15 protein-coding genes and 2 pseudogenes are annotated in these 15,804 nt (G+C 35.5%); 9 read left to right on the top strand and 8 right to left on the bottom strand.

What is annotated here, in order from left to right:
• Positions 1 to 205, top strand: a 205-nt coding sequence (locus ACIQ2S_RS04875) for a protease complex subunit PrcB family protein (RefSeq protein WP_396173407.1), incomplete at its 5' end; no start/stop codon positions are given.
• 49 nt (positions 206 to 254) lie between these two features.
• Here the strand turns inward: ACIQ2S_RS04875 and ACIQ2S_RS04880 are convergent.
• From ACIQ2S_RS04880 to ACIQ2S_RS04890, 3 genes and pseudogenes are all read right to left on the bottom strand, one after another.
• A pseudogene (locus tag ACIQ2S_RS04880) lies at positions 255 to 746 on the bottom strand (hypothetical protein).
• Between the two features lie 80 nt (positions 747 to 826).
• Positions 827 to 1,627, bottom strand: a complete 801-nt coding sequence (locus ACIQ2S_RS04885; protein ID WP_396173409.1) for a hypothetical protein — start codon at positions 1,625 to 1,627, stop codon at positions 827 to 829.
• Between the two features lie 46 nt (positions 1,628 to 1,673).
• A complete protein-coding gene (locus ACIQ2S_RS04890) occupies positions 1,674 to 2,501 on the bottom strand; it encodes a UDP-2,3-diacylglucosamine diphosphatase (protein ID WP_396173434.1) in 828 nt (275 codons plus the stop codon).
• A gap of 174 nt (positions 2,502 to 2,675) precedes the next feature.
• Between ACIQ2S_RS04890 and aroC the strand changes: the two genes are divergently transcribed.
• The 3 genes and pseudogenes from aroC to ACIQ2S_RS04905 all read left to right on the top strand — a co-directional run.
• Positions 2,676 to 3,746, top strand: coding sequence for a chorismate synthase (gene aroC / locus ACIQ2S_RS04895; RefSeq protein ID WP_396173436.1), 1,071 nt, complete (start codon positions 2,676 to 2,678; stop codon positions 3,744 to 3,746).
• A 157-nt stretch (positions 3,747 to 3,903) separates the two neighbouring features.
• Positions 3,904 to 5,166, top strand: a complete 1,263-nt coding sequence (locus tag ACIQ2S_RS04900; RefSeq protein WP_396173412.1) for a dicarboxylate/amino acid:cation symporter — start codon at positions 3,904 to 3,906, stop codon at positions 5,164 to 5,166.
• A gap of 162 nt (positions 5,167 to 5,328) precedes the next feature.
• Positions 5,329 to 5,544 (top strand): annotated as a pseudogene (locus tag ACIQ2S_RS04905) (cation:dicarboxylate symporter family transporter); the annotation flags it as partial.
• A 24-nt stretch (positions 5,545 to 5,568) separates the two neighbouring features.
• Here ACIQ2S_RS04905 and ACIQ2S_RS04910 read toward each other — a convergent pair.
• From ACIQ2S_RS04910 to ACIQ2S_RS04930, 5 genes are all read right to left on the bottom strand, one after another.
• On the bottom strand, positions 5,569 to 5,709 hold the full coding sequence (locus ACIQ2S_RS04910) for a hypothetical protein (RefSeq protein ID WP_396173414.1): 141 nt from the start codon (positions 5,707 to 5,709) through the stop codon (positions 5,569 to 5,571).
• 71 nt (positions 5,710 to 5,780) lie between these two features.
• Positions 5,781 to 7,646 (bottom strand): mucoidy inhibitor MuiA family protein, encoded by a 1,866-nt coding sequence (locus ACIQ2S_RS04915; RefSeq protein ID WP_396173416.1) that lies wholly within the window; start codon positions 7,644 to 7,646, stop codon positions 5,781 to 5,783.
• A 61-nt stretch (positions 7,647 to 7,707) separates the two neighbouring features.
• Entirely contained in the window at positions 7,708 to 8,118 is a 411-nt protein-coding gene (locus ACIQ2S_RS04920; protein ID WP_396173418.1) for a thiol-disulfide oxidoreductase DCC family protein, read from the bottom strand.
• Between the two features lies 1 nt (position 8,119).
• The gene (locus tag ACIQ2S_RS04925) at positions 8,120 to 8,341 is read right to left on the bottom strand and encodes a hypothetical protein (RefSeq protein ID WP_396173420.1); all 222 of its coding nucleotides are present in this window, start codon (positions 8,339 to 8,341) and stop codon (positions 8,120 to 8,122) included.
• Between the two features lie 17 nt (positions 8,342 to 8,358).
• Positions 8,359 to 10,530: a DNA mismatch repair protein MutS gene (locus ACIQ2S_RS04930; protein WP_396173422.1), complete on the bottom strand. Its 2,172-nt coding sequence runs from the start codon at positions 10,528 to 10,530 to the stop codon at positions 8,359 to 8,361.
• 113 nt (positions 10,531 to 10,643) lie between these two features.
• Here ACIQ2S_RS04930 and ung point away from each other — a divergent pair, with 113 nt between their 5' ends.
• The 5 genes from ung to ACIQ2S_RS04955 all read left to right on the top strand — a co-directional run.
• The gene (ung, locus tag ACIQ2S_RS04935) at positions 10,644 to 11,309 is read left to right on the top strand and encodes a uracil-DNA glycosylase (protein ID WP_396173424.1); all 666 of its coding nucleotides are present in this window, start codon (positions 10,644 to 10,646) and stop codon (positions 11,307 to 11,309) included.
• Between the two features lie 247 nt (positions 11,310 to 11,556).
• The gene (gene katG / locus ACIQ2S_RS04940; protein ID WP_396173426.1) at positions 11,557 to 13,728 is read left to right on the top strand and encodes a catalase/peroxidase HPI; all 2,172 of its coding nucleotides are present in this window, start codon (positions 11,557 to 11,559) and stop codon (positions 13,726 to 13,728) included.
• A 315-nt stretch (positions 13,729 to 14,043) separates the two neighbouring features.
• A complete protein-coding gene (locus tag ACIQ2S_RS04945) occupies positions 14,044 to 14,736 on the top strand; it encodes a hypothetical protein (RefSeq protein ID WP_396173428.1) in 693 nt (230 codons plus the stop codon).
• A gap of 71 nt (positions 14,737 to 14,807) precedes the next feature.
• Positions 14,808 to 15,170 (top strand): DUF6122 family protein, encoded by a 363-nt coding sequence (locus ACIQ2S_RS04950; RefSeq protein ID WP_396173430.1) that lies wholly within the window; start codon positions 14,808 to 14,810, stop codon positions 15,168 to 15,170.
• 31 nt (positions 15,171 to 15,201) lie between these two features.
• Positions 15,202 to 15,804: tetratricopeptide repeat protein (locus ACIQ2S_RS04955; RefSeq protein ID WP_396173432.1), on the top strand; the 603-nt coding region annotated here is incomplete at its 3' end.

The following is a 15,804-nucleotide window of genomic DNA, read 5'->3' on the forward strand; positions in this document are numbered from 1 at the left end:
AGTTCATGCCAATTTTATCATAATTAATTTAGGCGAAAAGACAACTGGCGGCTATGCGATTAAGGTAAAAAATATTGAAGAAACCGTTGAATCCATTGTAGTTACTATAGCTGAAGAGGCTCCGACAGGAATGGCTACAACTGTAATGACTTATCCGATGATGGTTATTAAAATAAATTCCAAAAAACCAATCATTTTTAACTAAAAAAAACGTCCCGATTAAGGGACATTTTTGTAAAATATAGTGGTTCTGCTTAGAACTGGTAACGTAAACTTAGTCCGATATCTGAACCGTAATTATCATTTCTGTAATTATTTCCATAGTAAAGTTCAGGTCTAAAATCTAGTGAAATTAAAAGCGGGATGTCAAAATTATATTCAATACCAATATCTCCGGCAACTACAAAGAAAGATCAGTCTTCATAATCTTGGTGATCGTTGTCATTGTTGTCCCAAATTCCACCACCTGCACCTGCACCAACATACCAGTTGAAACGATTTTCAATTTGCCATACCCATTGGTACAAACCAATTATTTTGAACGCATCATTCTTGTCTGTATTTCTTAATCCAAGATCTAATTCTAATCGATTATTGCTTGAGAGTCCACGTTGATACGAGACTTCAAAACCAAAACCATCATTACTTCCTAAACGGACACCTAAAGCATTTTTAGAAATTTCCTGTGCATTGGAACTTAAACTAAATCCCAAAACCATCATACTGATGATTGCTACTTTTTTCATTATAATCAATTGTTAAATTTATATACGAGTAAAAGTAGACTTAAACAGACCTTTCCGCTTTTTAACAACGTTAAACTATGTTAATTGACTGTGTAAGAGCTTAAGAACTCCTCTGAAGTTTGTGTAGCTGATTGTGGGATTGGTAATCCTAATTCCGAAGGGTCTACTGCCAAATTATAACTAATTACGGTATTATTGTAAACCATGCCAATATTTTTCGCATAATACTGCGTAGCTGCTACTACTTCTTGATTGGTTAAAATCGGAATTTGTAATGATATAGTAGTTCCTGGAATCGTTTGTGTAGTTGAAATACTCATCATCAAGCTCATTTTAACTTTTTTCACATCCGAGTACGTTTCATTTTGAGGATTCGGAGTAGTATAAGTAGCTAATGATTCTAAAGCAGTAGCTTTTAGAGTATAGGATACAGTAATCGGTGTTCCTTCTATATTTTCAGAAAAGGTTCCGGTGAATGTTCCTAAAACTTCGTTAGTACTTGCATTTGTTTTAAGAATTGTAAAATCAGTTACTGATAAATCAATGGGCAAATCAAAACCTAAATTAACATCCAAATTACCGGTGAATAAGGTGCTTGAGCCGTCATTTCGCAGTCCATTATTACGTAGTAAAGAAGAATAAAAACCAAAAGGCTCTGCAGTTGTTAGCATTTGCTTGTATGTTTGACCTCCAATAACCACATCGTTACCAACATTTAAATTGTCAGTCCCCGGCAGTTGACCCACTACATCATATTCCCAAGTATTATTTGATGTTAAAGGAAAGTGATTGGTTTGACCGCCTGATTCTCCCGAATCATCGCTTGAACAAGCGTATAAAATTACTGTAAAAGTAAATAGTGCTAAAAATTGTTTTTTCATTTTGATTAAATTTGCAGTTATAATTTCTAACTACAAATAAACGAAATTATTTTTTAGAAAAGATTAATGCGGCTACTAATTGTTCACTGAGTTTGGTTTCAAATTCAAAAAAGTCTTCTTGTATCATTTGGGTGTCTTTATCGTAACGATACAATTTCCATCGTTTTTTATTGTATTCCAATGCTGTTAAATTTTCAACCCAATCACCTGAATTTAAATAAAAAGTAGTTCCTTTTTTGTTGACTTTACGAATCATTTTTGGTTCGTGAATGTGTCCGCAAATTACATAATCATAGCCATTTTCTATGGCTAATTCTGATGCGGTATGTTCAAAATCGGATATGAACTTAACGGCTTCTTTCACGTTTGCTTTGATTCTTTTGGAAAAAGAGTAGGGTTCCTTTCCCATTTTTTGCAGACCCCAATTTACCAATCGATTGGATAAAATCAACAAATCATAGCCCCATCCACCCAATTTGGCTATCCATTTTGAATGTTGCACAGATGCATCAAAAACATCTCCGTGAAAAATCCATGCTTTTTTGTCGTCTAATTCCAAAACAACTTTATCCACTAATTGAATATTTCCAATAGTAGTATCACTAAATTTTCGCAACATTTCATCATGATTGCCGGTAACATAGTATACCTGCGTTCCTTTGGCAGCCATATCAATGATTTTTTTAATCACATTGAGGTGCGATTTTGGAAAGTAAGATTTGCGGAACTGCCAAATATCAATAATGTCTCCATTTAAAACAAGTATTTTTGGTTTAATGGTCGAGAGGTATTGCGTCAGTTCTTTTGCATGACATCCAAAAGTTCCCAAGTGGATATCGGATAAGACAACTACTTCAACTTTTCTTTTTTTCAACATAGTCAACTAGCGTTTGACAAAAAAACAAACTTTATCAACAATCCATTTTACATAAAGGTTAAGTATTACTAGGCGTATATTATATTAGTGTGAATTAATTCGGAAAGAATCCTACGAAACTAAAGCGTTTTCCAGCTAAAAATTCTATTTTTGTTTCAAAGAACTACTACGATGGCCGGAAACAGCTTTGGAACAATTTTTAAATTAACCACTTTTGGCGAATCGCATGGCGAAGCTTTAGGCGGAATTATCGATGGGTGTCCACCCGGAATTACATTGGATTTTGAAGCTATTCAATTGGAAATGGACCGCAGAAAACCGGGTCAGTCAGCCATAGTTACCCAACGAAAAGAAGCGGATGAGGTGCAATTTTTATCAGGTATCTTTGAAGGTATAACCACTGGAACTCCTATTGGTTTTATTATTCCAAATACTAATCAGAAGTCAGCTGACTACTCACAAATAAAAGATACGTACCGACCTAGTCATGCCGATTATGTTTACGAAAAAAAATATGGTATTCGCGATTATCGCGGTGGCGGAAGAAGCTCGGCTCGTGAAACAGCTTGCAGAGTAGTGGCAGGAGCTATCGCGAAGCAAATCCTTTCAACTATTAAAATTAACGCGTTTGTTTCTTCGGTTGGTGAAATTTTTGTTGACAAGCCCTATCAAGAATTAGATTTTACTAAAACAGAATCCAATCCAGTCCGTTGTCCGGATGAAGCCACAGCTTTGAAAATGGAAGAGCACATCAAAGAAATCAGAAAGCAAGGTGATACCGTTGGTGGAACTGTTACGTGCGTAATTCAGAATGTACCCATGGGTTTAGGCGAACCTGTTTTTGATAAACTACATGCGGAATTGGGCAAGGCAATGCTTTCCATCAACGCTGTTAAAGGTTTTGAATACGGCAGCGGATTTTGTGGAGCACTAATGAAAGGTAGCGATCACAATGATTTATATAATGCTGATGGAACAACCCAAAGCAATTTGTCAGGAGGAATTCAAGGTGGCATTTCAAACGGAATGGACATTTATTTCCGAGTAGCTTTTAAACCTGTGGCAACCATCATGCAAAAACAAGAGTCTTTGGATAATCAAGGAAATCTTATAGAATTACAAGGCAAAGGTCGTCACGATCCTTGTGTGGTTCCCAGAGCTGTTCCAATTGTAGAAGCAATGGCAGCATTGGTCATAGCTGACTTTTATCTGATAAATAGAACGTATAATCGTACTATTTAGGAGTAATTCGAGCAATGCATTGCACGTTTGTGTGTAATGTTCTTTTTTTTATAATTAATACAGATTTCCATTTATCGCAGTCTTTAATAAAAAAAATAGCCTTTTCCTTTACAAATTTCTCAACTTCTGAATGAGCTAAAATTAAATTAACTTACAAATGAACACTACTGAAAACCTTCAAAACCAAAAAAAATCATTTTTTAACAACCTTACAGTACAAATACTTATTGCTATGGTTATTGGAGCTTTATTGGGCATCTATATCCACAATAATTTTGTAGAAGAGGATGCCAAAAGTTTTAGTGATAAGATAAAAATGTTGGCAACCATATTCATTCGATTGGTGCAAATGATTATTTCACCTTTGGTTTTCACTACTTTGGTAGTGGGAATAGCAAAATTAGGCGACGTCAAATCGGTAGGAAGAATAGGAGGGAAAGCTCTTGCATGGTTCTTTTCAGCGTCATTTATTTCTTTATTAATCGGATTGTTTTGGGTCAATACTTTAAAACCTGGAGTTGGATTAGAGTTAGGAAATGTAGATATATCAGCAGCTTCTGAAGTAACGGATAAAACAAATGCCTTCTCTTTTCAAAATTTTATAGAGCACATTATTCCGAAAAGTATTGTCGAGGCAATGGCAACTAACGAGATTTTACAAATTGTAATTTTTTCTATCTTTTTTGGTTTAGCAGCAGCATCTATCGGTGAAAATTCAAAACCCGTTGTAAATGCTTTAGACAAAACGTCGCACATTATTTTAAAAATGGTGAATTATGTAATGAATTTTGCACCAATTGGAGTATTTGGTGCCATCGCTGGAGTTTTTGCTATAAAAGATGTCAGTGATTTATTAGTCACTTATGCAAAATTCTTTAGTTCCTTTATGGTAGGAATAACATCACTGTGGGTGTTTTTATTGCTCGTCGGTTATCTATTCTTAAAAGGAAGAATGACAACCTTGCTCAAGCGAATTGTGAGCCCGTTAGTAATTGCCTTTGGAACTACAAGTAGTGAAGCCGTTTTTCCGAAACTAACTGAAGAATTAGAGCGTTTTGGTGTTAAAGATAAAATCGTTTCGTTCATGCTTCCGTTGGGATATTCTTTCAATTTAGATGGAAGTATGATGTACATGACTTTTGCGAGTATTTTTATTGCACAAGTGTATGGAGTTGAGCTTGATACTCCCACTCAAATAACGATGCTATTAGTATTAATGCTAACTAGTAAAGGAATTGCGGGCGTTCCTAGAGCGAGTTTAGTTGTCGTTGCTGCAACTTGTGGCATGTTTAATATTCCGGTTGAAGGCATTGCTTTAATTCTTCCAATCGATCACTTTTGTGATATGTTTCGAAGTGCGACCAATGTACTTGGCAATGCAATTGCTACATCAGTTGTAGGAAAATGGGAAAAAGATTAATAATAAAAATTTATTTTAATCTCAGTTGTTGAAATAATAAATTCTTCTTTTTTACCACAGCCTTGTTGCCGTTTTTTGGCAATTTAATCGTAAACAAAGTTCCTAGACGAAACCGTAACAGACAGAAAGGAATTGATTGTTTTTATGGCTACGCTAACTTGAATAGTTTCAACTGTCTTTCCAAGTGCCGGAATGGTTATGTTGGTAATTGTATGTGAACAAGCTGGAATTACTGAAGCCGGATTGACTTTGATAGTTGCAATTGAACTACCTCTAGATATGTGCCGAACGGTGGTGAATGTTACAAGTGATGCATGTGTTGCAACCATTGTAGCAAAATCGGTCGGAAAGCTACACGAACCGAAGGAAGAAATATAAAATTAAAAAGAAAAACGACTACAGCTAGTCGTTTTTCTTTTTCTTATCGTTATTCATCATAAAGAAAACGATTCCAACTAATGCGATGATAACAAGTGCAAAAACACCTACCATGATAATCGCACCGTTTTCCCAAGAATAAAGCGAAATAAATAAATTGTTCATTTGGATTAGATTTGTAGTCAAAACTAGTTATTCTGTTACAAATGAAATATGATAAATATCAGGTGGTTTGCTTACAGATTAATCCTTTTTTCTTTAGGATATTTTACCACGTAACTTACTTGTTTTTTGACCACTTGTTTAGGTTCAACTTTTAGTTTCCATGAAATAATACTCTTCTCTTTGTCAAAAATACCTTCGCTGTATTTCACATCTTCTACTTTAATTTCTTTGTTTTGAGAAATCGGAATACGGTCAAAAACTTGCAAATCAACAGCCATAGGCTTGTTATTGCGAATAGTTATTTCATAATTTTTAGTAATGATGCGAGTAGCTCCCAACAACGATTTGTATTTTAAGTTATTGGTTTGTTTGCGTTCTACGATAATATTCGGATCGGCACCCAATGAAATCACTAATTCTTCTTTGGTTTGAAACGGGTCAATAAATGTTTTTCCGGCATAACTTCCTTCGGCATAAATATTGGCTTCTCCCGCCAATAAATCATATTGCTCCCAGTTTTTAATCTTTGCTGTCAAATAAACATTTTCATTCAATATCGGAGCGGCATAATATTCAAATGTGGCCGGTATTTCAAAACGGTCAATTTCAATAATTGAAACATCATTTAAGGAAGGAATACTATAATTTTTTGCTATTTTAAAAACAACGGTGTTTAGATTCTGAGCTTTTTCGTCTCCGGTTGCTGTTTGTGTAATTCCGTCTTCAACAGTAAGTACAACCTCTTTCTCTCTTTTAGAAGATCGCGAACTATATCCCGACACAACAACTACTTCTTGCAACATATCAGCACTTTCCTCCATATTTAAATTCATTGTAGTACTATAAATTGGAAGGGTTTCTGCTTTCAAACCAATATAAGAAAATTCAAGTGCTTTACCTGAACCGATATTTTGCAACGTATAGCGACCATCAAAATCGGTTTGTGTTCCAATAGTTGTTCCTTTAATTACTACGGTTACTCCTGGCAAAGGCGAACCATTTTCTGTGACAACGCCACTAACAGTTTTAACAGATGGATTATAACTGTAATTGTAACGTTTGTTTACACTATTGGAAACAATCGGCATGTTAAAATTCAAATAATGGGGTTCCAATTCCTGACGGTCGTTTGCAAAAGTCGGATCTCCTGTAGAAAGTGTCAGTTTTACATCATTCCAATTGTCGCCAGTCTGCTGGTACACATGAGCTTTGTAAATAAAGTTTAACGACTCTTTTGTGTTTTGAGCTTTGATTTCATAGGTGGGAAACCAACCGGCGTTGGAAACATTGTATTTGATGGTTAAATTTAAATTGGAGGCAACGGCGGCATCTAATTTTAATACAATTTCGCCTTTTTCAACTTTACTGCCGTCAAAGTTCTTTTTTAATTCTTCGTGTAAAAGGTCCAATTCAGTTCGTAAGATATTGATTTTTATTTCTGAATCGTAGATTTCCATTTTTATCACCGGAACACGTTCACGATAGTATTTAGAAAATGCAGTTACTTTTTCTAACGCAACGGCTTGCTGGTCACTGCTTAAAAGTTTGTTGGTAGAAAGTAACGATTCTTCTTCCTGCAATCCCTTAATAGTATTCGTCAACAAAGCTATTTCACGGTTTTTTGCAGCAATTTTGTTTTCTAAATCGGTGATTTTGTCAGATACCGTTTTCTTGGGTAGAAAGGATGTTTCATAACCAATGGAAAGAATCGACACTTCTTTTAATCCGCTTATTTGAATACTGTTTTGATTGATAAATGGCGAAACATCTGTTATTCGAACGGTTGAGGTACCTTTTGGAACGGAAAGAATTGCTTCGGCAGTCACTTGTGCTCCGTTTAAATAAACAGTCACTTCTCTATTAGTGGCTTTGGTTTTAAGGTCATCCGTTGCCCAAATTGTGCAATAACTTAGTAGAAAAAGAAAGAGTGCTTTCATAGAATAGTGAATTTATAACAATACTACGAAAGATTTTTGAGTAACCAAAGAAAAAGATTTCCTATAAAAATTTACTTTTTAATTCAGGTGTTGGAATCATGCATGCGTCTTTTTTGCCATACCATTTGTAGCGGTTTCTGGCAATATAATCGTAAACGAAGTTGCCAACCGACCCGGTAAATGACAGGTAGGAGATTATTTTGATCCAACTGTTTAGTTCTTTGGCAATATGCATTGCCGCTTCTGCTTTGAAATAGTAGGCTTCACCCGGCACGTAAAGAACGATACTATCCACCTTTGAAACATCCACTCCGATGTGTTTTAGAATTTGTTCTCCGATTTCTGATTGCAACGAAGCAAAGCGAAAAACATCCTTTGAATCATGTTTAATAATAAATTGCACGGAGTTGTCACAGAGGTTACAAACACCGTCAAAAAGAATGATTTTTTTATCTGTTGGTAAATTTTCCATTTTACTTGTTTTTTATCATTTTTCCTTCTTCAATCTTCCAACTCCCATCTTCCATCTCCCAACTCCCATCTTCCATCTTCCATCTCCCAACTCCCAACTCCCATCTCCCATCTCCCATCTCCCATCTTCCATCTCCCAACTTCCATCTTCCATCTTCCATCTTCCATCTTCCATCTTCCATCTTCCATCTTCCATCTTCCATCTTCCATCTTCCATCTTCCATCTTCCATCTTCCATAAACTACTTCTTAGCTTCCACCAATTCCAAAGCTTCAATACTCACTTTGGAAGTGAATACACCATAATTAACAGTGGCTTTGTTTTTTTCAATCACATCCAACGTTCCTACAGCTTTCCCATCAATCATGCGAACGCGGTCGCCGATTTTTAAAGCTACTTTTGGTTTGTCCGCTTCAGCTTTTAGAGCTTTGACTTTCTTTTCTTTTTTTACTTGACGAATTTCTTCCACCTTAACGGTAACTTCTTCAACAATTTGCTTTTTGATGATTTCTTTTTCTATCTTTTCTTTGACGGTTGCTTTCTTGCGTTTGGAATTTTCGATTTCCACTAGCTTTAAAAACTCACCAATCAACACCTTTTTATCTTTGTTGTTGAAGTACTTTTCAGCTAAATCATCAATTTTGGTACCCATATAAATCAAGCGTTGGTTCGCATCATACAATTCCTGGTAGCGTTCAAGCTTGTCTTGAATTTTTGCATTGATGGTTACCATTTTTTTGCTTTCCTCCCGTGCTTTAGTTTCTTCTTCTTTCAAGTTTAAAGAAGTTTTTTCTAATTTTGAACGTTCTTTTTGAAGGGTGGCAATGGTTTTATCAAAACGGACTTTCCCGCCTTCAATTTTCTTTTTAGCTCGATTGATTAATCCAAAAGGAATACCGTTTTTCTGAGCGACTTCAAAAGTAAACGAACTTCCTGCTTGACCCAAAACCAATTTGTACATGGGCTCCAATGACTTTTCATCAAAAAGCATATTTGCATTGGAAGCAAAAGGCAATTCATTAGCCAATATTTTCAAATTAGAATAGTGTGTGGTAATGATTCCAAAAGCTTCACGATGGTAAAATTCTTCTAAAAAAGTTTCTGCCAATGCACCACCTAACTCGGGGTCTGAACCGGTACCAAATTCATCAATTAAGAACATCGTTTTGGCATTACACTTTTTCAAAAAGTAGTTCATGTTTTTGAGTCGGTAACTATACGTACTCAAATGATTTTCAATCGATTGATTGTCTCCAATATCTGTTAAAATCCGATCAAATAAAAATGTTTCACTACGTTCGTGAACCGGAATCAGCATACCGCTTTGCAACATTAATTGAAGTAATCCTATCGTTTTTAAAGAGATTGTTTTTCCACCGGCATTTGGACCTGAAATAACGATTATTCTATTTTGTTGGTTTAATTCAATTGTCTGCGGAAAGGTTTTTTCGTTTTTATTTTTATTGTTTAAATAGAGAATCGGATGGTAGGCATCTCTAAAGTACAATCGTTTTTCTTCAATAATTGTAGGCAATATCGCATTGATTTTCAAAGCATATTTTGCTTTGGCAGCTATAACATCAATGTCGCTTAAGAATTCCTGATAGTTACTTAGCAACTCTTTGAAGGGCCGAATATCATTGGTAAGCTTCTTTAAAATGCGTGTGATTTCTTCGCGTTCTTCATATTCCAGATTGCTCAATTCTCTTGAATATCGTAGTGTAGCTTCCGGTTCAATATAGGCAATACTTCCTGTTTTGGAGCTTCCTAAAATGGAGCCTTTTACTTTCTTTCGATACATCGCCAAAACGGCTAAAACACGACGGTTTTCTACAAAACTTTCTTTTATATCGTCCAAATAACCTAAACTGTTGTACTGACTTAAAGCTGTGCCAAAACTTTGATTCACTTTTCCGCGAACGACACTCATTTCTCTGCGAATGTTGATTAAATCCGGCGAGGCATTGTCTTTAATTACGCCATATTTATCAACAACTTCGTCAATTTTCTGAATAATAAATTTGGTATATTCAATTTGTGTGGATTTTTCGAATAAGTTGGGATAATAATCTGCAAACTTTTTCAGAAAAAGCAACAATTGATTGACGGTTTCGGAGAGTTGAGCGATTTTTCGAAAACTTCCTACTTCCAAAAAGCTGTCTTCGATGCCGATGAACTTAATTTCTGTGGTAATGGCATCAAAACCATGGTTGGGTAAGGCATTATTATTAGAAAAAGAGGATAGATATTCCGATGTTTGCAAAAGTGCTTGCATCAGAGAATCTTTATCTTTAAAAGGAGTAATTTCTAATGCTTTTTCTTTGCCAATTTCAGTATTACAGCGGTCCGAAACCGTTTGTAAAACCGTGGCAAATTCTAAATCTTTTAAAGTTTTATCAGTAATGGAAATCATTTCAGTTTTCAGGCAATTTTGAGCAAATTTAGTGATATTTTGCGTTAAAAACCTTTTATAATCATTTGAAAAATTGATAGAACAATAGTTATATTTGTTTAAATAACCATTCGATGCATACGAGTTTACATTCTTCATGGGAAACTATAGTAAAAGAGGAATTCAACAAGGCCTATTTTGAACAATTAAGCGTATTTGTTGCAAATGAATACGAGCAGTTTACCTGCTATCCACCAAAGAATGAAATTTTTGCTGCGTTCAATCATTGTCCCTATGACAAGTTAAAAGTGGTAATTATCGGTCAAGATCCGTATCACGGACCGGGGCAAGCAAATGGTTTGTGTTTTTCAGTGAATGACGGTGTTTCTTTTCCTCCCTCCCTGGTCAATATATTTAAGGAGTTGGAAAAAGATTTGGGAGTACCGATTCCCATTTGGGGCAACTTGGAACGTTGGGCCAATCAAGGTGTTTTACTGCTGAATGCTACTTTAACAGTTCGAAAAGGCGAGGCGGGAAGTCACCAAAAAAAAGGATGGGAAACGTTTACAGATTCGGTCATACAACAGATTTCAGATAGAAAAGAACAGGTGGTGTTTCTGCTTTGGGGAAGTTATGCTCAAAAGAAAGGTGCAAAAATTGATAGAACAAAGCATTTGGTTTTGGAAAGCGGACATCCCTCGCCATTGAGTGCAAACAGAGGATTATGGTTTGGAAATAAACACTTCAGTCAGAAAAATAAATATTTGGAAGGGTTGGGAAAAGAGCTGATAAATTGGTAACTTTAAAGTTTATAAATTTAATCATGTTTGAGGAGTAGAATCACAAATTACTTTTTTCAAGCGAATAAAAGTTCAATAATAAACCATAGTTTTTATCTATCGAAAATTTAAATCGAACGAAATTATTGTGGTAAATTAGCAGATGATTAAAATTAAGAAGTAAATGATATCAGATTTTATTAGTTATATATTCTTAATTTTAATTGTCAGTTTTTAAAAGCAAACAATTAAACTAAAAATAATCATTATGAACAATTCACAACCCGGAAAATGTCCGTTTGGTCACGGAGCTAATACTGAAACAAGCAATTCAGTAATGGAGTGGTGGCCAAAGTCACTCAATTTGGACATTCTTCACCAACATGACAAAAAGCCAAATCCGAACGGTGAAAACTTCAACTATGCTGAAGCATTTAAAAAACTCGATTTAGAAGCTTTAAAAATTGACTTGAAATCATTAATGACTAACAGCCAAGACTGGTGGCCGGCAGACTGGGGTCACTATGGCGGATTAATGATTCGTTTAGCTTGGCATGCTGCAGGAACCTACAGAGTAGCTGATGGTAGAGGTGGAAGCAACACAGGAAACCAGCGGTTTGCACCTTTAAACAGTTGGCCGGATAATGGAAACCTTGACAAAGCCAGAAGATTACTGTGGCCTGTAAAGAAGAAATACGGAAACAAACTATCATGGGCCGATTTATTTATTTTAGCCGGAAACATGGCTTATGAGTCCATGGGCTTCAAGACTTTTGGTTTTGCAGGCGGTCGAGAAGATATTTGGCATCCTGAAAAAGACATTTATTGGGGTTCTGAAAAAGCATTTTTAGCAAAAACAGGTAGTGAAGGAACGCGTTATTCCGGCGAGCGAGATCTTGAAAATCCATTAGCAGCGGTGATGATGGGGCTTATATATGTGAATCCCGAAGGGGTTGACGGAAATCCGGATCCTTTGAAAACAGCACATGATATGCGAATTACTTTCAAGCGTATGGCGATGAATGATGAGGAAACAGTTGCTTTAACTGCAGGCGGACATACCGTTGGAAAAGCCCACGGAAATGGTGATGCTTCCATTTTGGGTGAAAGTCCGGAAGGCGGCGATATCAAAGACCAAGGTTTTGGTTGGATGAATCCGAAAGGGACAGGAAATGGTGCAGATACCGTAACCAGTGGCTTGGAAGGAGCTTGGACTACAAATCCGACTAAGTGGGATAGCGGTTATTTTGAAATGTTGTTCAATCATGAATGGGAATTAAGAAAAAGTCCTGCAGGTGCTTGGCAGTGGGAACCAATTAACATAAGAGAAGAAGACCGACCAATTGATGCACACAATCCTAATGTTCGTCAAAATCCGATTATGACCGATGCAGATATGGCATTGAGAGTGGATCCGGAATACAGAAAAATTTCGGAACGATTTAGAAATGACCCTGACTATTTCAATGATGTATTTGCCAGAGCATGGTTCAAATTGACCCACCGCGATTTAGGTCCGAAAAGCAGATACTTAGGTGCCGATGCTCCGCAAGAAGATTTAATTTGGCAAGACCCTATTCCTGCAGTTGAGTACACCTTATCAGAATCGGAGGTTCAAGAATTAAAAGATAAATTACTAAACAGTGGCTTAACTCAAACAGAGTTAATCAATACGGCTTGGGATAGTGCTAGAACATTCAGAGGTTCCGACTTTAGAGGAGGTGCAAATGGTGCCCGAATTCGTTTGGCTCCACAAAAAGATTGGGAAGGAAACGAACCGGAACGATTAACTAAAGTTTTGACAAAACTGACCGAAATACAAAATGGATTATCTAAGAAAGTCAGCATTGCAGATTTAATTGTTTTAGGTGGAACTGCAGCAGTTGAGAAAGCAGCTCAACAAGCGGGTATGCATCTAACAGTACCTTTTAACCCGGGTCGTGGTGACGCAACTGCCGAAATGACTGATGTAGAATCTTTTGAAGTTTTAGAGCCATTACACGATGGTTTCCGTAATTGGTTGAAAAAAGAATATGTAGTAAATCCGGAGGAAATGTTGCTAGACAAGGCACAACTTTTAGGATTAACTGCACCTGAAATGACTGTTTTAATTGGTGGAATGAGAGTTTTAGGTACCAATTATGGAGGAACCCGACATGGAGTATTTACGGATAGAGTAGGAGTATTGTCAAATGATTTCTTTGTCAATCTTACCGATATGAACAGTTCTTGGAATCCTATTGCTACTAATTTGTACAACATCGTTGATCGCAAAACAGGCGTAACAAAATGGACTGCTACCCGAGTAGATTTAGTTTTTGGATCTAATTCAATATTGCGTGGTTATGCAGAGTTTTATGCTCAGGACGATAACAAAGAAAAGTTTGTTACTGATTTTGTTGCTGTTTGGAATAAAATCATGAATGCTGACCGTTTTTAATTAATAATTTTTTAGTTACATTTTATACCCAATAAAGGTGGTTTGTTTTCAAGCCACCTTTTTTTATTTGTTCAGTTTCAGCTGGTTTTTAAATAAACTTCCAATTGAAGTAGAGCCAAGTTGCTAGTTCATGATTTGTGTTTTCTAATCCAAAAACCCTACTTTTTAAACATTACATACGCAATAAGTCTTGGTAATTAATTGACTTCCAATGTTAAGTTTTTACTGAAAGTAGACCTCTACTGTTGTTTTTTTAGCAGAATGACTTAAATTTACAAAAACTTAAGCATAGCATAACCTAAATTAATTAAAAAAATGTTAACGGAAGATAAAAAACCGCTTGTAGAAAATACAAACCTTGTACAAACGAACGATGAATCAAAACAAACAACTCCAAAAAAAGTAGCGGTTCCTCGTAAACTTGCAGCGACTAAGTCAGCGGCTGCTAAACCTGCAATAAAAAAGGCATCAACTAAATCCGCTTCCACTCAAACATCGACTGCTAAAACTACAGTTAGAAAATCAGTAGCTGCTACACCTGCAGTACCGAGAGTAGCAACAGCTAAACCTGCCGCTGCAAAAGTTATTGCAACAAAACCGGTGGCGGCGAAACCAACTGTAGCCAAAACAACACCAACAAAAGTTGCCGCAAGTAAGTCTACTCCTATAAAATCTACAACCGTAAAGCCTGCAGTTACGAAAGCTTCCACTCCCAAAGCAACTGTTAAAAAACCAGTTGAAAAAGCAGCAATTATTACAGAAACTATTTTGAAAGCAATCGCACTTGGTACTGATAAAATAGAAATTGTAAAACCGACTGAAGAAACGAAAAAGCTAACGAAAAAGAATCTTAAAAAATTAAAAAAGGCCAACGACAAAATCAAAAAGAAGGAAGCCAAAGAAAAAGAGCGTGAAAAAGCAAAAGCTAAAAAGGCAAAAGAAAAAGCCAAAAAGAAATTGAAAGAAAAAGAGGCAAAAAAGAAAAACTCCAAGAAAAAGAAAAAGTAAGGTCCTGATTAACATAAGTTCTCAGTTACTTTCTAGTTAAGAACGTTTTCATTCATTCATTCATTTATTTATTGGAAACAATAACCGTTTTAAAAGTTTTACAACCGCTGGTTCATTATTCGCTTCATTTGTTGGCACCGGGTTTAATTGCTTGGTGCTTTTTCAGAGAGCAATGGAAAAAAACTTGGGGGTTGTTTTTGCTTACCATGTTGGTTGATTTAGATCATTTGTTTGCAACGCCTATGTTTGATCCTAACCGCTGCGGTATTGGTTTTCACATTCTTCATTCGTATTATGCAATTGGAACATATATTGTGCTATTGTTCTTTGTTAAAAACAAAACGTTTCAAATCATTTTAATTGGATTGTTGTTTCACATGTTTACCGATTTTCAGGACTGTTTGTGGCGGTGGTATATAGATTCAGTAAGATAAAATACAATTTTAAATTTATTATTAAACTAATATGAAGGTTAGATTTTGCCTATTATTGATTTTGTGCGTCAATCTATCCTTTGCTCAAAATAAGGAAGTTGATAGTCTTTATAAGGTTGGTTACGATAAATTTAAAGAGGGAAAGTATGATGATGCATTAATTGATTTAAATAAAGTTATTGCTATTGATAGTTTGAATAGTGATGCCTATTTATATGCTGGAAAATGTTATGTACAAAAATTAAATACATTAAAGTCAATTGAATATCTAGAAAAAGCATTAAAATTAGACATAAATAAATATTATATCTTGCCAACTTTAGCCCTTCAATATGAATCAATAAGCCAGATTCAAAAAGCAATTGAATGTCATAATAAATATATCAGAAAGGAACCTGAATTTTATGGAGGATATAATAATTTGTCCATGATTTATTATCAGCAGAAAAATTATTTTGAATCTAATAAATATGCAAGAGAAGCTCGAAAAAGAATAAATACTAATAATAGGGTTGAATATTTTATAACTAATTATTTAATTGCACTTAACTGCTATTATTTGAATCAAAAAAAAGAGTCAAAGAAATGCTTTCAAGATCTATTAGCAAAAGGTTATAACATACCCCGACAAGAT

This window comes from Flavobacterium sp. (assembly GCF_044371705.1).
GTDB lineage: Bacteria > Bacteroidota > Bacteroidia > Flavobacteriales > Flavobacteriaceae > Flavobacterium.

Coding starts and splice junctions, on each gene's coding strand:
- ACIQ2S_RS04885 (WP_396173409.1), bottom strand. CDS start 1,627: ATGAAAAAACAATTTTTAGCACTATTTACTTTTACAGTAATTTTATAC.
- aroC (WP_396173436.1), top strand. CDS start 2,676: ATGGCCGGAAACAGCTTTGGAACAATTTTTAAATTAACCACTTTTGGC.
- ACIQ2S_RS04900 (WP_396173412.1), top strand. CDS start 3,904: ATGAACACTACTGAAAACCTTCAAAACCAAAAAAAATCATTTTTTAAC.
- ACIQ2S_RS04910 (WP_396173414.1), bottom strand. CDS start 5,709: ATGAACAATTTATTTATTTCGCTTTATTCTTGGGAAAACGGTGCGATT.
- ACIQ2S_RS04915 (WP_396173416.1), bottom strand. CDS start 7,646: ATGAAAGCACTCTTTCTTTTTCTACTAAGTTATTGCACAATTTGGGCA.
- ACIQ2S_RS04920 (WP_396173418.1), bottom strand. CDS start 8,118: ATGGAAAATTTACCAACAGATAAAAAAATCATTCTTTTTGACGGTGTT.
- ACIQ2S_RS04925 (WP_396173420.1), bottom strand. CDS start 8,341: ATGGAAGATGGAAGATGGAAGATGGAAGATGGAAGATGGAAGATGGAA.
- ACIQ2S_RS04930 (WP_396173422.1), bottom strand. CDS start 10,530: ATGATTTCCATTACTGATAAAACTTTAAAAGATTTAGAATTTGCCACG.
- ung (WP_396173424.1), top strand. CDS start 10,644: ATGCATACGAGTTTACATTCTTCATGGGAAACTATAGTAAAAGAGGAA.
- katG (WP_396173426.1), top strand. CDS start 11,557: ATGAACAATTCACAACCCGGAAAATGTCCGTTTGGTCACGGAGCTAAT.
- ACIQ2S_RS04945 (WP_396173428.1), top strand. CDS start 14,044: ATGTTAACGGAAGATAAAAAACCGCTTGTAGAAAATACAAACCTTGTA.